Source organism: Gordonia sp. NPDC003504 (assembly GCF_053587995.1).
Genome location: NZ_JBSFPC010000003.1, coordinates 188403 through 203813, shown reverse-complemented (window position 1 = coordinate 203813; position 15411 = coordinate 188403). Strand labels below are relative to the sequence as shown.

Annotated in this window: 11 protein-coding genes; 2 read left to right on the top strand and 9 right to left on the bottom strand. The window is 66.2% G+C overall.

The window, feature by feature from the left end:
* Window positions 1–166 precede the first annotated feature (166 nt).
* The 5 genes from zomB to glf all read right to left on the bottom strand — a co-directional run bounded on the left by zomB (window position 167) and on the right by glf (window position 7363).
* Entirely contained in the window at window positions 167–2539 is a 2373-nt protein-coding gene (gene zomB, locus ACWDPV_RS08555; protein ID WP_449742579.1) for a flagellar motor control protein ZomB, read from the bottom strand.
* Window positions 2526–3446 (bottom strand): decaprenyl-phosphate phosphoribosyltransferase, encoded by a 921-nt coding sequence (locus ACWDPV_RS08550; protein WP_348810172.1) that lies wholly within the window; start codon window positions 3444–3446, stop codon window positions 2526–2528. The genes zomB and ACWDPV_RS08550 overlap by 14 nt, the downstream gene beginning before the upstream one ends.
* Window positions 3443–4180, bottom strand: coding sequence for a phosphatase PAP2 family protein (locus tag ACWDPV_RS08545; RefSeq protein ID WP_425476276.1), 738 nt, complete (start codon window positions 4178–4180; stop codon window positions 3443–3445). The genes ACWDPV_RS08550 and ACWDPV_RS08545 overlap by 4 nt, the downstream gene beginning before the upstream one ends.
* Window positions 4161–6059, bottom strand: coding sequence for a glycosyltransferase (locus tag ACWDPV_RS08540; protein ID WP_348810179.1), 1899 nt, complete (start codon window positions 6057–6059; stop codon window positions 4161–4163). The genes ACWDPV_RS08545 and ACWDPV_RS08540 overlap by 20 nt, the downstream gene beginning before the upstream one ends.
* A gap of 86 nt (window positions 6060–6145) precedes the next feature.
* A complete protein-coding gene (gene glf, locus ACWDPV_RS08535) occupies window positions 6146–7363 on the bottom strand; it encodes a UDP-galactopyranose mutase (RefSeq protein ID WP_348810171.1) in 1218 nt (405 codons plus the stop codon).
* 112 nt (window positions 7364–7475) lie between these two features.
* Here glf and ACWDPV_RS08530 point away from each other — a divergent pair, with 112 nt between their 5' ends.
* On the top strand, window positions 7476–8153 hold the full coding sequence (locus ACWDPV_RS08530; RefSeq protein ID WP_449742578.1) for a GAF and ANTAR domain-containing protein: 678 nt from the start codon (window positions 7476–7478) through the stop codon (window positions 8151–8153).
* Between the two features lie 6 nt (window positions 8154–8159).
* On the opposite strand, the gene ACWDPV_RS08525 is transcribed toward ACWDPV_RS08530, so the two are convergent.
* Window positions 8160–9722 (bottom strand): SpoIID/LytB domain-containing protein, encoded by a 1563-nt coding sequence (locus ACWDPV_RS08525; RefSeq protein ID WP_449742577.1) that lies wholly within the window; start codon window positions 9720–9722, stop codon window positions 8160–8162.
* A gap of 275 nt (window positions 9723–9997) precedes the next feature.
* Between ACWDPV_RS08525 and ACWDPV_RS08520 the strand changes: the two genes are divergently transcribed.
* Window positions 9998–11524, top strand: a complete 1527-nt coding sequence (locus tag ACWDPV_RS08520; protein WP_449742576.1) for a peptidoglycan recognition protein family protein — start codon at window positions 9998–10000, stop codon at window positions 11522–11524.
* A 432-nt stretch (window positions 11525–11956) separates the two neighbouring features.
* On the opposite strand, the gene ACWDPV_RS08515 is transcribed toward ACWDPV_RS08520, so the two are convergent.
* The 3 genes from ACWDPV_RS08515 to ACWDPV_RS08505 all read right to left on the bottom strand — a co-directional run bounded on the left by ACWDPV_RS08515 (window position 11957) and on the right by ACWDPV_RS08505 (window position 15404).
* Window positions 11957–13222 carry an HNH endonuclease gene (locus ACWDPV_RS08515; protein WP_348810166.1) on the bottom strand — a complete coding sequence of 422 codons (1266 nt, stop codon included), beginning with the start codon at window positions 13220–13222 and terminating at the stop codon, window positions 11957–11959.
* A 518-nt stretch (window positions 13223–13740) separates the two neighbouring features.
* Complete coding sequence (locus ACWDPV_RS08510) at window positions 13741–14580, bottom strand: HAD family hydrolase (RefSeq protein WP_348809351.1); 840 nt, start codon at window positions 14578–14580, stop codon at window positions 13741–13743.
* Window positions 14577–15404, bottom strand: a complete 828-nt coding sequence (locus ACWDPV_RS08505; RefSeq protein ID WP_449742575.1) for a lysophospholipid acyltransferase family protein — start codon at window positions 15402–15404, stop codon at window positions 14577–14579. Before ACWDPV_RS08505 ends, ACWDPV_RS08510 begins: the two co-directional genes overlap by 4 nt.
* Between the last annotated feature and the right edge of the window lie 7 nt (window positions 15405–15411).

The window sequence follows — 15411 nt, the reverse complement described above, 5'->3', positions numbered from 1 at the left end:
ACCCTGACAAACTCTGTGATCTCTCTCACATCGCTCTCAGGTTGGTGCTGACAGACGTCACCGGACGTCTTGTTCACGGTCGTTCTATCGATCGCGCCGCGCGGCACGTTACCGATTCGAGATCATTTCTCGCAAGTTCTGTGCGCGACCCGTGCGAGACCGCGCATCACCGCGGGTTGAGACGTTCCGGCATCTGCAGGCCACAGCGCTGGATCTCGTATTCGGGATTGCGATTGATCCGGTAGTCGGTGAACCCGAAAGACTGCACCAGATTGCGCTTGAACCGCGACCACGACCACGGCTCCTCGAACGAGGCGAACCGGTCCCGGGTGGCGGGGCAGGTGAGAGCCACCTGAGCCTGACGCACCACGTCCTCGTCGAGGTATCCCGGCAGCACCGGCTTGCGTGGGTTGGCACCGGCCTCGGCGACCACCCATTCCGACGGCAACACCTTGTCGTGCCCGATGCGGCCGTCCTCGAGCCGCTCGGTGTGAGCGGCCAGCGGGTACGCCAGGCCCATCTGATCGACGACGCGCACGTCGAGCGGCGCGTTCATGCTCGTCATACCGAGATTGAGGAAGTACACCGTGAGTTGCCGCTTGTCGGCCGGGGTCCGCTCCGGCAGCTTGGCGATATACCACTCGTCGTAGTTGAACGACGCCAGCAGTACCCCGCCCTCGGTGCGGTACTTCTCGATGTTTTCGACCATCGCCTGCATCCGCGGGTAGTGCAGATAGTCCTCGGCGGTCACCGGATTCTCGTTGCCCATGTTGGTGACGTAGAAACGGCGTTCGTCGACGATGCCGCTACGACCGATGTCGATACCGGCATTGGGCAGCACGGTCTCGTGCGCGGCGACCGCCCAGATCACCGTCGCGACCCACATGCCCAGCATCAGGGCCGAACCGACCAGCTGAAGTCGCGTGCGTCGGTTGCGGTCGGGGTCGGTGCCGGGCTGATCGGAGGCCTCGGAGTTGATGTCATCCGCTGGGGCGTCGGCATCGGCTGCGATGTCGTCGACCGCGTCGGTATCGGCTGCGATGTCGTCGGTGTCTGGCTGCTGCTTCGCGCCCGGGGTCCGCCGGAATGCGGCGAGGATGCCGTGGACCGGGATCGTCACCGGGATGACCATCAGCGGCAGCAACAGGATGAACAGCGGGGTCAGCAGCACTCGGCCGTGCATGAAGTCGCCACCCTGACGCAGCCAGTACATGAAGACGACGGCGCCGGCGAGCAGTACTGCGATCACCACCGCACTCGGCGTCTGCAGGCGCGCCGACCAGCCGGCCACGCGCTCGCGCCGCGACTGCGGGCGAGCAGGCGTCGGGGCGGCGGCCGTCGGCCGGGATCGCCGCAGCCGCACACCGACGATCAGCACGATCCCGGCGACGAACGCCAGGATCACCGGCAGAAGCAGCGTGTACGGGCCGAACAGGTTGGCCAGGTAGAGGAATCCCTGATGCCACTTGGAGCCGCTGGCGTCCTTGGCCACCGCCGGATTCGGGACCAGCAGCGCGTAATAGCCCATCCGGAAGATCTGGTAGCCCACCGGCAGCACCGCGGCCACCACGACCACACCGACGCGCATCCTCCATCCGAGCGGGGCGAGAAACACCAACATCAGGGCGATGCCGCCGACGATGGCGAGTTCGGGGCGGATCAACGGTGCCAGACCGGCCCAGAACGCGAGGAACAGCGTGGCCGCGGCACCCCACCGGGTTCCGTCGTCGCCGGAACGTCGTCGGCTAGGCCGCCTGCTCCACGACACCAGCAGGCACCACAGCGTCGCCGCCCAGAAGATGCAGAGACCGTTCTCCAGTCCGCTGGTCGCGAAGTCTCGGGCGGGCGGGAGAGCGATGTAGATGATCGCGCCGAGCGGCAGCAGCAATGTGTAGCCGTCGCCGGTGATGCCACCGAGGCGGGTCCCCATCAGTCGGGCCGTGCCGTACATGGCGATCGGGATGGACGCCACCGAGAGCACCAGCGCCACCCATAGCGCGACGTATTCGAGTTGACCGTCGGTCACCCACGCCCAGAACCACAACAGGTAGGTCCAGGCGGTGGAGGTGTTGGCCTCGACCCGCTCCCCCGCGTTGAACACCGGGCCGTTGCCCGCGAAGAGGTTACGCAGGGTACGCAGGACGATGAGGCCGTCGTCGGCGATCCAGCGACGCTGCCAGGCACCGATGGCGAAGAAGATGGTCACGGCGACCGTACCGATCAGGAAACTGATCGTGGCGGTCCACTCGCGACCACCCCAGCGGCGACGCGGCTTGGCGCTCTCGTCCCCGTTGACAGCGCCCTCGTCGTCACTGACAGCGCTCTCGTCGTCGCTGACAGCGCCCTTGTCGTCGCTGACAGCGCTCTCGTCCCCGTTGACAGCGCTCTCGTCATCGCTGGCAGCGCCCTCGTCGTCGAGATTCAGTCGCAGCCACCGCGTCGGGTTGTCGTCCGGCTCGGGCTGGGCTCTGCGCGCCGAACGCCGCGACGCCTCGTCGGCCGTGCGGCGGTCGTCGGCGGGTCGATCAGGAGACTGCATAGACCGCGACACCCACGCATACTATCCAGGCCACGGCCAGGACCTGCAGTACGCGGTCACCCAGCGCGATCTCCTCGGGTTCACCGGCCTCGCCGCCGTCCACGTCGACCGCATACCGCAGGATCGCGATGGTGAACGGCACCATCGACAAGGCGTAGGCGACGTTTGTGTCGTGGTCGGAGTTCTTGTCGAAGGCCCACAAACCGTAGAAGAGGACGACCGCGGTGGCCGCGAGCGTCCAGACAAACCGCAGGTACGTGGTGGTGTAGTACTGCAGCGCCTTGCGGATCTTCGCTCCTGTGCGTTCGGCGAGTTGCAGCTCGGCGTAACGCTTGCCGGCGGCCATGAACAGCGACCCGAACGCCATGACCAGCAGGAACCACTGCGACAAGCGGATCTCGGCGGCAACGCCACCGGCGATGGCCCGCAGCAGGAAGCCCGACGACACGATGCAGATGTCGATGACGGCCTGGTTCTTCAGACCGAAGCAGTAGCCGAGCTGGATCACCAGATAGATGGCGATGACCACCGCGGTCTGCCAGTTCGCGACGAAGGCCACCGCGAGCGATCCGGCGCCGAGGATGACCGCGAGGGTGTAGGCCAACGGCACCGGGACGACGCCGGCCGCGATGGGGCGGAAACGCTTCGTCGGGTGATTACGGTCGGACTCGACGTCCATCGAGTCGTTGACCAGGTAGATGCACGACGCCACCATGCAGAAGGCGATGAAGGCGATGCCGGCCCGCCAGAGGACGGTGGAGTCGGTGATGTTGCCCGCGGCCAGCGGCGCGGCGAGAACCAGGACGTTCTTCACCCACTGACGTGGACGGACCGCCTTGATGAGCCCCGCGGTCAGGTTCTTGGGCGGACCAAGGACCTTCCCGTGCTCGATCGGCTCCTCGCTCATGCGTTCTCCCTGTTGCTGAACTTCCCACCGACCAGTTGCGACATCACCAGGCGGGCCGTCGATCCCGGCACCAGTGCGAGCGCACCGAGGCGGGCGGCCACGCCGGCGAGCCGGGTTGTGGTCGGATGGCGGGCCGCGGTGTCGGCGGCGCGCTCGATGAACTGATCGCCGACAACGACGGCACCGGCACTCAGGGCACCGATCGCCGCACCGGCGGCGACGTCGCTCGGATAGTGCACACCGAGTACCAGTCGCGAGGTGAGCATAGGCGGCACCAGCGCGGCCGGGAGCAGGTAGGGCGGTAATCCGGCGGCGCGACCGATCAGGATGGCCGCCGCCGTCGTCGACGTGGCATGCGACGACGGGAAGCTCAATCGGCTCGGCGTCGACACCCCGACGACGATGCGCGGGTCATGTGGTCGCCGGCGCCGCACGATGCGCTTGATGATCACCGACGCGGCGTGGGCACCGAAGGCACCGACACCGGCCTCGATCCAGCGGCGCTGGGCCACCTCGTCGTCGCGGCGTACCGCCAGCGCCCAACCGATACCGCTGATCGCCAGCCACCCCAGCGAATGCTCGCCGAAGTGCGAGAGCCCGCGCGCCGCGGGCAGCACACCGGGCCGATCCGCGAGAGCACCTTGGATCGCGACGAGGGCCGCCGCCTCCCCGGTGGGTGCCGGGCCGATCACACTGACCGTGCTGACGTCGCTGTCAGTCGATTCCGAAGACACCCGCCCAGCTCTCCTTACTGGTCAATTCCTGATGTTTGCCGCGATAGAGCTCGCGCATCTCGTCGAATCGCTCGTTCAACTCCCGGACCAGGGCTGCCGACTCGCGGGCCAGGGCGATCATCGTGTCCCGATCACGCTTGCGGTAGACCACGCCCCGACCGTCGGCGGTGGTGACGGTGACGCCGTCGACCCGGCCCAGCGAGAACCAGCGGGCCTCGATGGGCGGGTAATTCGCCTGGGGCACTTCGTGATGCCGCGGGTCGGCCGGACGCATGTTGTTGACCACCACACCGGCGAGCGCCCGCAGCTTGGCCACCGCGCCCTCTGGGATGTTGGTGCCCAGATGCGTTGCCTCACCACTGGTCCGGGGCAGTTCGGTTGCCGACGGCAGGACCACCGCGTCGGAGAACTGCTTGCGCATGCCGGCCACCTTGGGCAGCGCGGTCGGCAACAGCGAACGGATGTGATCCGGACCGGCCAGGAAGTCCCGGATCGCCTCGTTCTGGATAGCGACGGTCGAATACTCAAGGCACAGAAGATGTTTCGCTGTCGCCTTCGCCATCGACTGCAAGATGCCCTTGATCGGGCCGTCGTGATGGATGGACGCGACGACGAGCCGGTTGCGCAGGTGGAAGTACGCCTGCCAGTCGATGGCGTCGTCCTTGTCGCTCCACGCCATGTGCCAGATGGCAATTCCCGGCACCGTCGCCGTCGGATAGCCGGCTTTCGCTGCGCGCAAAGCGAATTCCCAGTCATCCCACTTGATGAACAACGGCATCGGCAGGCCGATCTCCTCGGCGCACTGCCGCGGGATCATGCACATCCACCAGCCGTTGCCCTCCACATCGATGCGCCGATGCAGATTCTTGGAGTTCTCGCGGTCACGCAGCGGGTACTGGGCGAAGTTGTGGTCATACTCGACAAACGGCGCCGCCGTCCACATGAAGGTGTGGTGATTGATGACCTCACCCATGCAGTGCAGGTGGCTGCGGTCCTGCAGGTTCAGCATCTGCCCACCGACGAGCATGGGGGATTTGGCAAATCGCGACATCGCCAGGGCCCGCAGGATCGAGTCGGGTTCGATGGCGATGTCGTCGTCCATGTACAGCACATACGGACTGTCGGTCAGTCGCAGCGCCTCATACATGATGCGCGCGTACCCGCCCGAACCACCGAGGTTTCCCTGATCGAAGATGCGCAGTCGCTCGCCGAGCGCTCCGGCGGCCTCGGCGTAGCCGGGTTCGTCGACGACCTTGCGGGTGCCCTGATCGGGCATCAGGACGGCGTCGATCACCTCGTCCACCAACGGATCCGAGGTGAGGGCGGCGAGCGCATTGACGGCATCGGTGGGCCGGTTGAACGTCGGGATACCGACGGTGACCCGCTTGGTGTCTGCCGGTTGCGGGCATTCGATCGCCGAATACCAACCGGCGGAGACGATTTCGGTCTCGGTGTCGGTGGTGATGTCGAACCAGATCCAGCCGCCGTCCTCGAACGGCCCGAGGTCCAACTCGAATTCGATGACGCCACGGCCGTTCTCGTCGGTGGCGATCAGATCCCCGCCGATACCGATCCGGGAACCGTCGACCTTGGAGCGGTACAGATCCACCCGGCAGGTGCCGATGACCTCAACACGCAGCACCACCGTGCTCAGGACACTCCAGCGGCGCCAGTAGGCGGCGGCGAAGGCGTTGAAGTAGCTTTCGAAGCTGACCTCGGACTCGGCGCCGAGAACCACCGAGGTGCGGCTCGGCGAGTGTGCGCGACGACTGTTGCCCCACGATTCGACGAGGTACAGCGACCGCACGTCGACCGGTTCACCGGGCCGCGGGAAGATCACCCGCTGCAACAGTTCGACGGCCTTGGACTCCTCGGCCATGGTGGTCTCGGGCTGTGTTTGGGTCACGGTCACTGCCTTGTCTTCTCCACTCCGGCCTGCTTCACTCCGGTCTGCTTCACTCCGGTTCACCGGCCCGTCAACGATGCGCCGTCGGCCAGGTGCGGTGCCAGCGTGTTCTCGAACATGGTGAGCGCGCTGGCGATCGCCATGTGCATGTCCAGGTACTGATAGGTGCCCAGGCGCCCACCGAAGAGCACCTTGGCCTGCACCGTCTCGGCCTTGGCCAGATCCCGGTAGGTGGCGAGCATGTCGCGGTCCTCCGGAGTGTTGATCGGGTAATACGGTTCGTCGTCGTCGGTGGCGAATCGGCTGTACTCACGCATGATGACGGTCTTGTCCGACGGATAGGTGTCCCGCTCGGGATGGAAGTGCCGGAACTCGTGAATCCGGGTGTAGGGCACGTCGGCGTCGTTGTAGTTCATCACCGGGGTGCCCTGGAAGTCGCCGGTCGGCAGCACCTCGGTCTCGAAATCCAGGGTGCGCCAGCCCAGCCGCCCGGCCGAGTAGTCGAAGTACCGATCCAGCGGCCCGGTGTAGACGACGGGCGCGTCGGGGTTGGCGGCGCGGACCGCGTCGCGGACCTCGAACCAGTCGGTGTCGAGCCGGACGTCGATCCGCTCGTCGGCGGCCATGTTCTCCAGCCACGCGGTGTACCCGTCGACGGGCAATCCCTCGTAGGTGTCGTTGAAGTAGCGGTTGTCGAAGGTGTAGCGCACCGGGAGGCGGGTGATGTTGCCGGCCGGCAGTTCCGTCGGGTCGGTCTGCCACTGTTTGGCCGTGTAATCACGGACGAAGGCCTCGTACAGAGGGCGACCGATGAGGCTGATCGCCTTCTCCTCGAGGTTCGTCGCATCCGCGGCGTCGATCTCGCTGGCCTGCTCGGCGATCAGCGCACGCGCCTCGTCGGGGCTGTAATAGCGGCCGAAGAACTGGGCGACCAGGCCGAGTCCCATCGGGAACTGATAGGCCTGTCCCTTGTGCATCGCGAAGACGCGATGCTGATAGCCGGTGAAGTCGGTGAACCTGTTGACGTACTCCCACACCTTCTTGTTGGACGTGTGGAACAGGTGTGCGCCGTACTTGTGGATCTCGATGCCGGTGGTGGGTTCCGGTTCGGAGTAGGCGTTGCCGCCGAGGTGATGACGCCGCTCGAGGACGAGGACACGTTTGCCCAGCTCGGTGGCGGCGCGTTCGGCGACGGTGAGGCCGAAAAAGCCGGATCCGACGACGATCAGGTCGTAGCCCTGGTACGAGTCAGGAGCTGCGCTGCTATTGGATGCCACGGGTGTTCAGCGTAACGGACCGAACCTGAGGATTCGCCGACCCACGAGGCAACGGCTGCGCGTCGTACCCTTATGGAGTTGGTTTTCTCTGTCCCGGCGAGGAGGACTCGAGTTGACGACGGACATGACGTCGCTGATCACCACCCTGGTAAACGAGCTGCGGATACGCAGTGACGGTGCCGAGGACGTGCTGCGTGCCATCACGGCGGCTGCGGTGGGAACCGTGCCGGGCGCCGACGAGGCCAGTGTCACGGTGGTCACACGACGACAGATCGAGACGCCGGTCGCGGTCGGCGCCGGTGCTGCTCGCTGTGACGACATCCAACGCGAACTCGGCGAGGGACCGTGCGTGCGGTCCGCGGTCGACGACGCCACCGTGTCGATCACCGACATGACCCGCGACGAGCGCTGGCCCCGGTTCGCCGCGGCCGCCGCACAGGCCGGGATCGCCTCGATGCTGTGCTGCACCCTCTACATCGACGGCAGCGACTTCGCGGCACTCAACCTGCACAGCCATTCCTCCGACGCGTTCGACGCGCAGGCGCAGGCGCTCGCGGAGGTATTCGCGGCGCACTGCTCGACGACGTTCGCCGCGGCGCGAGAGAAGGAACAGTTGCGTCGTGCCCTGTCGTCGCGTGATCTCATCGGGCAGGCCAAGGGCATGCTGATGGAGCGGTACCGCATCGACGCCGACGCGGCGTTCTACCTGCTGGCCAAGTTGTCCCAGGAGTCGAACACCAAGCTCGTCGATGTGGCCGGCGGCGTGGTGGCCGCAGGTCCGGGGAGCTGACGCCCGCTACCGCAGGACGTTGCGCTTGGGGAAGCCCAGCACCGGGATTCCGCCGCGCGCCTGATACCGCGCGAGTCCTTGCCCGGCGAGTGCGTGCGCGCCGGTCTGCTGCGAGAAGAACATCATGCCCTTCTGGAACAGCTGGGTGACGCCCGCGCCGTCTGGGGTCAGCGTCGGCACGCCCAGCGCCTGGCCGAGTGGTCCGGTGATGCCACCGAGGTCGCCGGACAGCCCCTGGAATGCGCTGGTCGCCGCGCTGAGGAGATCACCGGCACCGGGCAGGAGCTGGTCGGCGAGCCCGCCCAGGGAACCGAGATCCAGCGACCCGGCCCCACCGGCGGGTCCGGTCGGCGGTTTCACGATCGCCGGCGGCGTCTGTTGACCCTGGACGGAGAACCACGACGATTTCAGACCGAGTTTGGTCCGCGCCTCCTCGCCGGTCGCCTCCACGCTGCGGCCACCACCGGTGGCACGCACCTTGAGTGCGCGGCCGTGCTCGGCGCCGAGACCGTTGGCCTCGATCACCTCGAACTTGTCGAGACTGCCCAGCCCGAAGGCCGCTGCCACCGCACTCGGGCTCACCGTCGCGGTCCAGTCGTGGTTGGGCGATCCGGCGTCACCGTCGTCGACCACCGCCGGGAACTTGCCGCCGGCACTGAACCCGCCGGTGGATGAGGAGAACTCGGTGAAGGCGGGTTGACCGTTCTGTAGCCGGATCTGGCCCGCGGTGGCATCGGCCGCTGCGTTGGTCCGCGGGTCCTCACCCGCGACGGCCCCGTACACCTGGGAGTTCTGCGTGTCGTCGATCTTCTTGCCGCCGGCGATCGCGGCCAGCGCGTAGCTGCGCGCGACGACCGCCTGCGCCTTGAGGGCCTCCATGCCGCCGGAGTCGGCCCAGCCGGGGATGCTCTCGCGCGGGATGACGCCCTTGACGTAGTCGTCGACGTTGAGTTTGTTGACCACGCGGCCGCCATCGAGCCCGAGCGATCCGCGGTAGGCGGCGTTGGAGCCGCACAGTTTGAGGAATTCGTTGGCGGGCCGGTTCGGCGCGGCGTTGACCGGATCGACGAAGGGTTGGGTCAGCGGCACCGAACGGATCACCGAGCCGCCGCAGCCGGAGAGGATGTTGGCCATGTTGCCCGCGAGGCTGACCGCCTGGCCGGCTTCGACGGGCTGCCCGCCAACGCGCATACCCGCATCGGAACGGACGCTGACGCCGCCGACGTTGGTCAAACCCACCTGGATCTCGGGGTTGGCCGGACGTCCGGCCGTGGTGTCGCCGTAGAAGTGCTGCAGGATCTGCTGATACGACCAGCCGCGTTTGGCGTAGCCGTACGCGCCGTACTGGCCCATACCGCGGCCGTGGCCGTATCCGTGACCGATCAGGGTGATCTCCGAGCCCGCGGTGAGACCGATGTCGGGTGCGCGGTCGGCGGTGGTCCCGACCAACGCGATACCCCCGACGAGCGTCAGTGCGGCCGCCGCCCCGATCACCGATGAGGTGCGGCGTCGACGCGCCAGACCGGGGCGAACCCGGGTCGTCAACGCTCGTGTCAGGCGAGTCGCCATCGCTCGAACACACCTCCCCCTTCGGCCGGAACACCGCAACCGGCTGTTACGGATGGTGTTTATGTGACTCAAGTGACGATAGACAAGTCTCTTGAGAATCACCAACCACAGGAGATAACAACCACATCACATGTTGTGGGTACGCGGCGTGGGGTCGGCGCGTCGTCGACGTCGGCCGTGGAGGATCAGCGCGGCCGGTGCGGACGAGAGCCCACCGGGCCATACCGACGTGAAGGAGTGGACCACCCGTGCGATACCCGCGACGCAGACCCTCGATGATGATCGCCGCCATCGCCGTGATCGTCGGGGCGGGCTTCCTCGTCGACGCCGGCGCCCAGCGATCGGCGGATATTCGCGCGGTGGACACCCAACGCAGCCTCGAGGACGCGCCGACCGACGCCGTCGAGAGCGCGACGGTGAAACTCCGCGATGTCCCGGCCACCGCACTCGACCTCGCGCGATCCGGCTTGGGCCGGGCGGGGATCACCCTGCCCCGCCTCGATTTGTCGCAGATGCCGGTGGCCGATGATGTGCCTGCTCCGGCCACTTCCACACCGTCCGGTGCAGCCCCTTCGCCGTCGGCAACTTCGCCGTCGGCAACTTCGCCGTCGACAACTTCGCCTTCGGCTGCGAGCGGTTCACCGTCCGGCAGCGCCCCGTCGGGGCGTCGCCCGGTAGGTGCACTCGTGAAGCATCTTGTGCGGGACACGCCGTTCAAGATGGTCGGATTCACGTGGACCAGGCCGGTGTGGAATGCCGACGAGCAGACGATGTTGCTTCGGGCCAAGCAGCCCAATGGACGCTGGGGCGACTGGATCGAGCTCGAACCGATTCACACATCGGGTGAGCCGTCGGCGCGACAACCGGGCGGCACCGAACCCGTGTGGGTGGGCGGCGCGAAGGAGATCCAGGTCGCCTTGGCCGCCGACGGTCTCGCCATTCCCGCGACGCTTGCCGCCGGCGACACCGGCAGCGGCCTCCTCGATCTCGTCGTCGGCAGTGGCGCCGAGATCGTGAAGAACCTCGCCGGCACGGTCTTCCCTGAGTTGACCGCGACCCTACTCAATCCGGACAGCCTGCTCTCCCTCGGATCGTCGATGCTGACGACGCTGTCCGGTGGTCCTCAGGTGATCTCCCGGGCGGCGTGGGGTGCCGATGAGTCCATCCGCTGCTCTCAGCCGTCGTTGTCTCCGACGTTGCGTGGCGCGATCGTGCATCACACGGCCGGGAGCAATGACTACACACCGCAGCAGTCGGCGGAGATCGTCCGGGGTATCTACGCGTATCACGCACGCACTCTCAATTGGTGCGACATCGGCTACAACGTTCTCGTCGACAAGTACGGCCAGACCTTCGAGGGCGCATTCGGCGGTCTGGACCGCAACGTCGAAGGCACGCATACCGGCGGATTCAACCGTGACACCGTGGGACTGTCGATGATCGGCAATCTCGACGAGATCGCGCCGAGCGGACCGATGATCGCCTCGGCCGGCCGGTTCCTGAAGTGGCGCCTGAACCTGGCGGGACTGAATCCTGCGGGGACTGCCGACCTCACGTCGGAGTACTTCTCCGACAGCAAGTTTCCCGCCGGAACCCAGACACACATGCCGATGATCGCGGGACACCGGGACTACAACAACACCTCCTGCCCGGGGATCCTGGGCTATCCGGCGTTAACGCAGATCCGCGGCCTGGCCGGGGCGATCGCCCCGCCCCCGGCGGAGACACAACCCGAGATCGCACCGAGTGAGACCGAGCCAGTTGCACCGACGAATCCACCGGTGATCGCACCGGCGCAATAGTATTCACTCACTTGCCCTCACGGCAGGCTGGACCCGCCGAGGCATCTCACGCTGCGCACCCCTGCGACGTGGGGCCGTCGAGCGCACGACACCTCTTGTCGGCGTCTACATTTCACTGTGGATTTGTCAAAGAACGGATGCGGTCCCAGCCGGGGCCGGGTGCGGGTTGGTTGGTCTGTTGTCTATCTGTGGGCTTTATGGGCGCTGGTAGTTCCCTTATCCAGCTGCTCGATCCGAGCCCCCATCTCCCCGGTCGAGCCCCTTTGCCAGCCGGTCGAGCCCCTTTGCCCGTCGGTCGAGTCCCTTGCCCGTGGGTCGAGCCGGTGAGGAGCGCTAGCCGCCGCGTTGAGCTCCGTCGAAACGACGAGCCGTGTCGTTTCGACGGAGCTCAACGCAAGGAGACCTCGCAACCCGAGGCTGGAACTCGAATTATCATGCCGCACCCGGCAATCCATCCAACGTCATGGTCTTGCGGTGATACGACCTCAGCCATCGGCGTTGTGGGTCAACCGTTTCCGGTGGGATCAACCACGGGTGGTGGTCGGCTCCCATGACGACGTCCCATCCGTTATGGTGGACATCGTCATGACAGGACGAACAGAGCAAAGCGCCGTTCTCCACACAGGTTTCGCCGCCATCGATCCAATGGACGATGTGGTGCGCCTGGGTCCGCGAAGGCGGCGCACCGCACTTGATGCACCCTTTGTCGCGGTGCGTCAACGCGCGGCGTTGGGCCCGGTTGAACAGTCGGATCGTCCGTCCGAGTGACAGGGGTACCTCGTCTTTGCTGACGATCATCACACCGACGGTGGCGTCGCAGCACAGTTTTCGGGCGGTGGCTTCGGTGACCGATCCCATGAACCGCAGCGATGCCAACGAGGGCGTGCCGGTGGGGATCGTGAGGTTGACCAGTTCGGTGGGCATGCGTGGCCCGTCGTCGTCGCAGTACTGTCCGGTGGCGACACGGGCGGCGGTGTCCAGGATGATCTCGAGGGCGTCGGCACGCATTTGCCCGGCCGAGCGTGGATCGCGGGACCCGTCGGGTTGGGGTCGTGGCGCCGACAACACTTCGATCGCGGTCCGTAGTTTCTCCCCGAGCACGGCATGCAGATCGCCGGTGACGGTGAGTCGTCCGTCGTCGGAATCGTGAAAGTCCAGCGTGTTGATACTGCGATCTTCGCCCGCCGGTAGACCATCGGTGTCGTCGGCCTGCTGATTCCCGCGACTCTTGGCGTAGTCACGGATCTCGGCGGGCGTGAACCCGGCGGTCGCGTGCCCGAGTAGGGCAATGCTGTGTGCGTCGCGTTCTTCGGCGGTGACGGGTTCGCCGGATCGTTTCTCGATGTGCGTCAATCCTCGGACGATGGCGTCGGCGTGTTCGGCCGACAATGTGCCCAGCGCGGTGTGGCGGTGTACGCGGTCGATATCGGGAGTGGTACCCAGGCGGATCATGCGGGACGCCGAGGCCGGGGCGACACCCCACTCGAGCAGGAGCTCCTGCAGTTTGCGACCCTCCTTCTCTGCAACCTTCAGGTGATCGCAAAGTCCGACAAGCACACTGGCGTGGTGATCGACCAGATTGCGGATCAGCAGGATGGCATGCAGCGCGCTCTTTGCGTCCTCGTGGGTGAGGCTGCCGGTGGCGAAGTCAAGCTCCGACAACAAGTCGATGGTGGTGTCAAGTTCCCCCGATGTCATGTCCACCACAGTACGCCGGGTTGGCGGTCGACGCAAGGGTCAGTGTCGTGAATCCTGTTGTTGTGCATAACTTTTGGTCTGTGAATAACCTATCGTCGGCGTCGATCCCTTGTCGGTGGGCTGTGCTATAGCGCGGCACGTTCACGGGAGACGTTGTAGTGGTACGGGTTCCAGCCTTGTCTCACCTGGTCTCGACACGGACTTCGTTTCGACGGAGCTCAACGCGGCGGCTAGCGCTCCGTCCGGCTCGACCGGCGGGATGGGGCCGCCTCGACCGGCGAGAGGATGTGGCTCGACCGGAGGGATGGGGCCGACTCGACCGTAATATGAGCGCTGTCAACGGAATAGAGAGCGCTGTCAGTGACGAGGTGAGCGCTGTCAACGGAATAGGGAGCGCTGTCAGTGACGAGGTGAGCGCTGTCAACGTAATTCAGGGCGCTGTCAACGGGATACCGAGCGCTGTCAACGTAATTCAGGGCGCCGTCAACGGGATTGAGAGCGCCGGCGCTGCGATCAGGCTAGCCGAACCAGCGTTCCAGGACCCGGGCGACGCCGTCGTCGTTGTTGCCGACGGTGATCTCGTCGGCGGCGGCGAGGGCGGCGGGGTGGGCATGCCCCATCGCCACGCCGTGGTCGACCCAGGTGAGCATCTCGACGTCGTTGGGCATGTCGCCGAAGGCGATCGTCGAGGACGCGTCACTACCGGTGTATTCCAACAGCTTTCGCAGCCCGGAAGCCTTGTGGGTGTCCGGCAGGGATAGTTCGATCAGGCCGTTGTCGGTGGAGTAGGTGATCTGGGCGAGCTCACCGATCGGACCCGAGAGCCGTTGTGCCATTTCGGCACTGGGCATCCGTGGCGCGCGCACCAGGAGCTTGACAGCCGGTTCGGTGTAGATCTCGTGGTCGCCGACCTCCACGTGGTCGGGGTTGAGCCAGGCGTGTTGGTATCCGGCGGTGGCAACGAAGGGTGCGGTGGCGGCATCGTGGGCCGACTCCCCCACCCGCTCGGCGGCGATACCACAGCCCGGAAGGTGTTCCAGGGCAAGTCTTCCGAGCTCGATGAGCACCTCCGGGGCCAGGGTCGCCGCCCACAGCACCCGATCGCTCTCGACGTCGTAGACGATCGCGCCGTTCGCGCACACCGCATGGCGGACCGGCAGCACCGACGGATCGAACTGATCGGTGATCTCGGCGATCCAGCGCGGCGGACGTCCGGTGGCGAGAACGAAATCGACCCCTTGGGCGACGGCGTTGGCCAGCACCGACTTGGTCCGTTCGGACACCACATTGTCGTCGTCGATCAGCGTTCCGTCGACGTCGCTCGCGATCAGGGTCGGTCGCTGCCCGACGCCACTCATTTTCCGGCCTTCCGGTCATGCGCAGCGGCTTTCGCGGCCCGCGCCTCCGCTTTGCGTTGTGCCTCTTCGGTTTCGATCACCGCAGCCTCTTCTGGCGTCGGCGCCGACCCACCCAGGCGGGCCGGGACCCAGAACTCACCGGCCGGATGCGAGTAGTGCTCCTGGATCTCATGCAGCATCGTCGTCATCGTGTCGCGCACCCTCAGGATCTCGGCATCCATGTCGGCATCGACATCGACGACAATCGGCGCACCGTAGCTCACGCGGACCGGGATCCCACTGCGTCCCATGTTCCGCCGACCGCCCTTGGTCCACTGACGCTGAGCGCCCCACACGATCGCCGGAACAATGGGCACACCCGCCTCGGCGGCCATCCGCACCGCTCCGGACTTGAACTCCTTGAGCTCGAAACTGCGGCTGATGGTCGCCTCGGGATAGACCGCAACGATTTCACCACTGCGCAAGGAATCGACCGCCGCGTGATACGCGTCGGCACCTTGTGAACGATCGACCGGAATGGTGCCGGTGTGCGTGACCAGGAAGCGCATGATGCCGATGTCCATGACCTCGGACTTGATCATGAACCGGATTCGACGGCCGACGGCGTGCAAACCGAGGGCAGCGGGAAGAAAGTCGACGTAGGACGTGTGATTGAGGACCAGCACCGCACCGCCGGAGGCCGGGATGTTGTCGAGCCCGGTGAACTGCAGATCGACGTTCTGCGCACGGCGCAGCGTCGAGGCGATGATCTCGAGGGTGCGAAAGACCGGCTCCCGACGCCGAGGTCGGGACCGGGAACCGGTCGGCCCGGCCGCAGTCATCATGCGGCCA

Bases quoted from the DNA above. Each gene is read 5' to 3' on its own strand.
- zomB (WP_449742579.1), bottom strand. From the start codon at position 2,539: ATGCAGTCTCCTGATCGACCCGCCGACGACCGCCGCACGGCCGACGAG.
- ACWDPV_RS08550 (WP_348810172.1), bottom strand. From the start codon at position 3,446: ATGAGCGAGGAGCCGATCGAGCACGGGAAGGTCCTTGGTCCGCCCAAG.
- ACWDPV_RS08540 (WP_348810179.1), bottom strand. From the start codon at position 6,059: ATGGCCGAGGAGTCCAAGGCCGTCGAACTGTTGCAGCGGGTGATCTTC.
- ACWDPV_RS08525 (WP_449742577.1), bottom strand. From the start codon at position 9,722: ATGGCGACTCGCCTGACACGAGCGTTGACGACCCGGGTTCGCCCCGGT.
- ACWDPV_RS08520 (WP_449742576.1), top strand. From the start codon at position 9,998: ATGATGATCGCCGCCATCGCCGTGATCGTCGGGGCGGGCTTCCTCGTC.
- ACWDPV_RS08515 (WP_348810166.1), bottom strand. From the start codon at position 13,222: ATGACATCGGGGGAACTTGACACCACCATCGACTTGTTGTCGGAGCTT.
- ACWDPV_RS08510 (WP_348809351.1), bottom strand. From the start codon at position 14,580: ATGAGTGGCGTCGGGCAGCGACCGACCCTGATCGCGAGCGACGTCGAC.
- ACWDPV_RS08505 (WP_449742575.1), bottom strand. From the start codon at position 15,404: ATGATGACTGCGGCCGGGCCGACCGGTTCCCGGTCCCGACCTCGGCGT.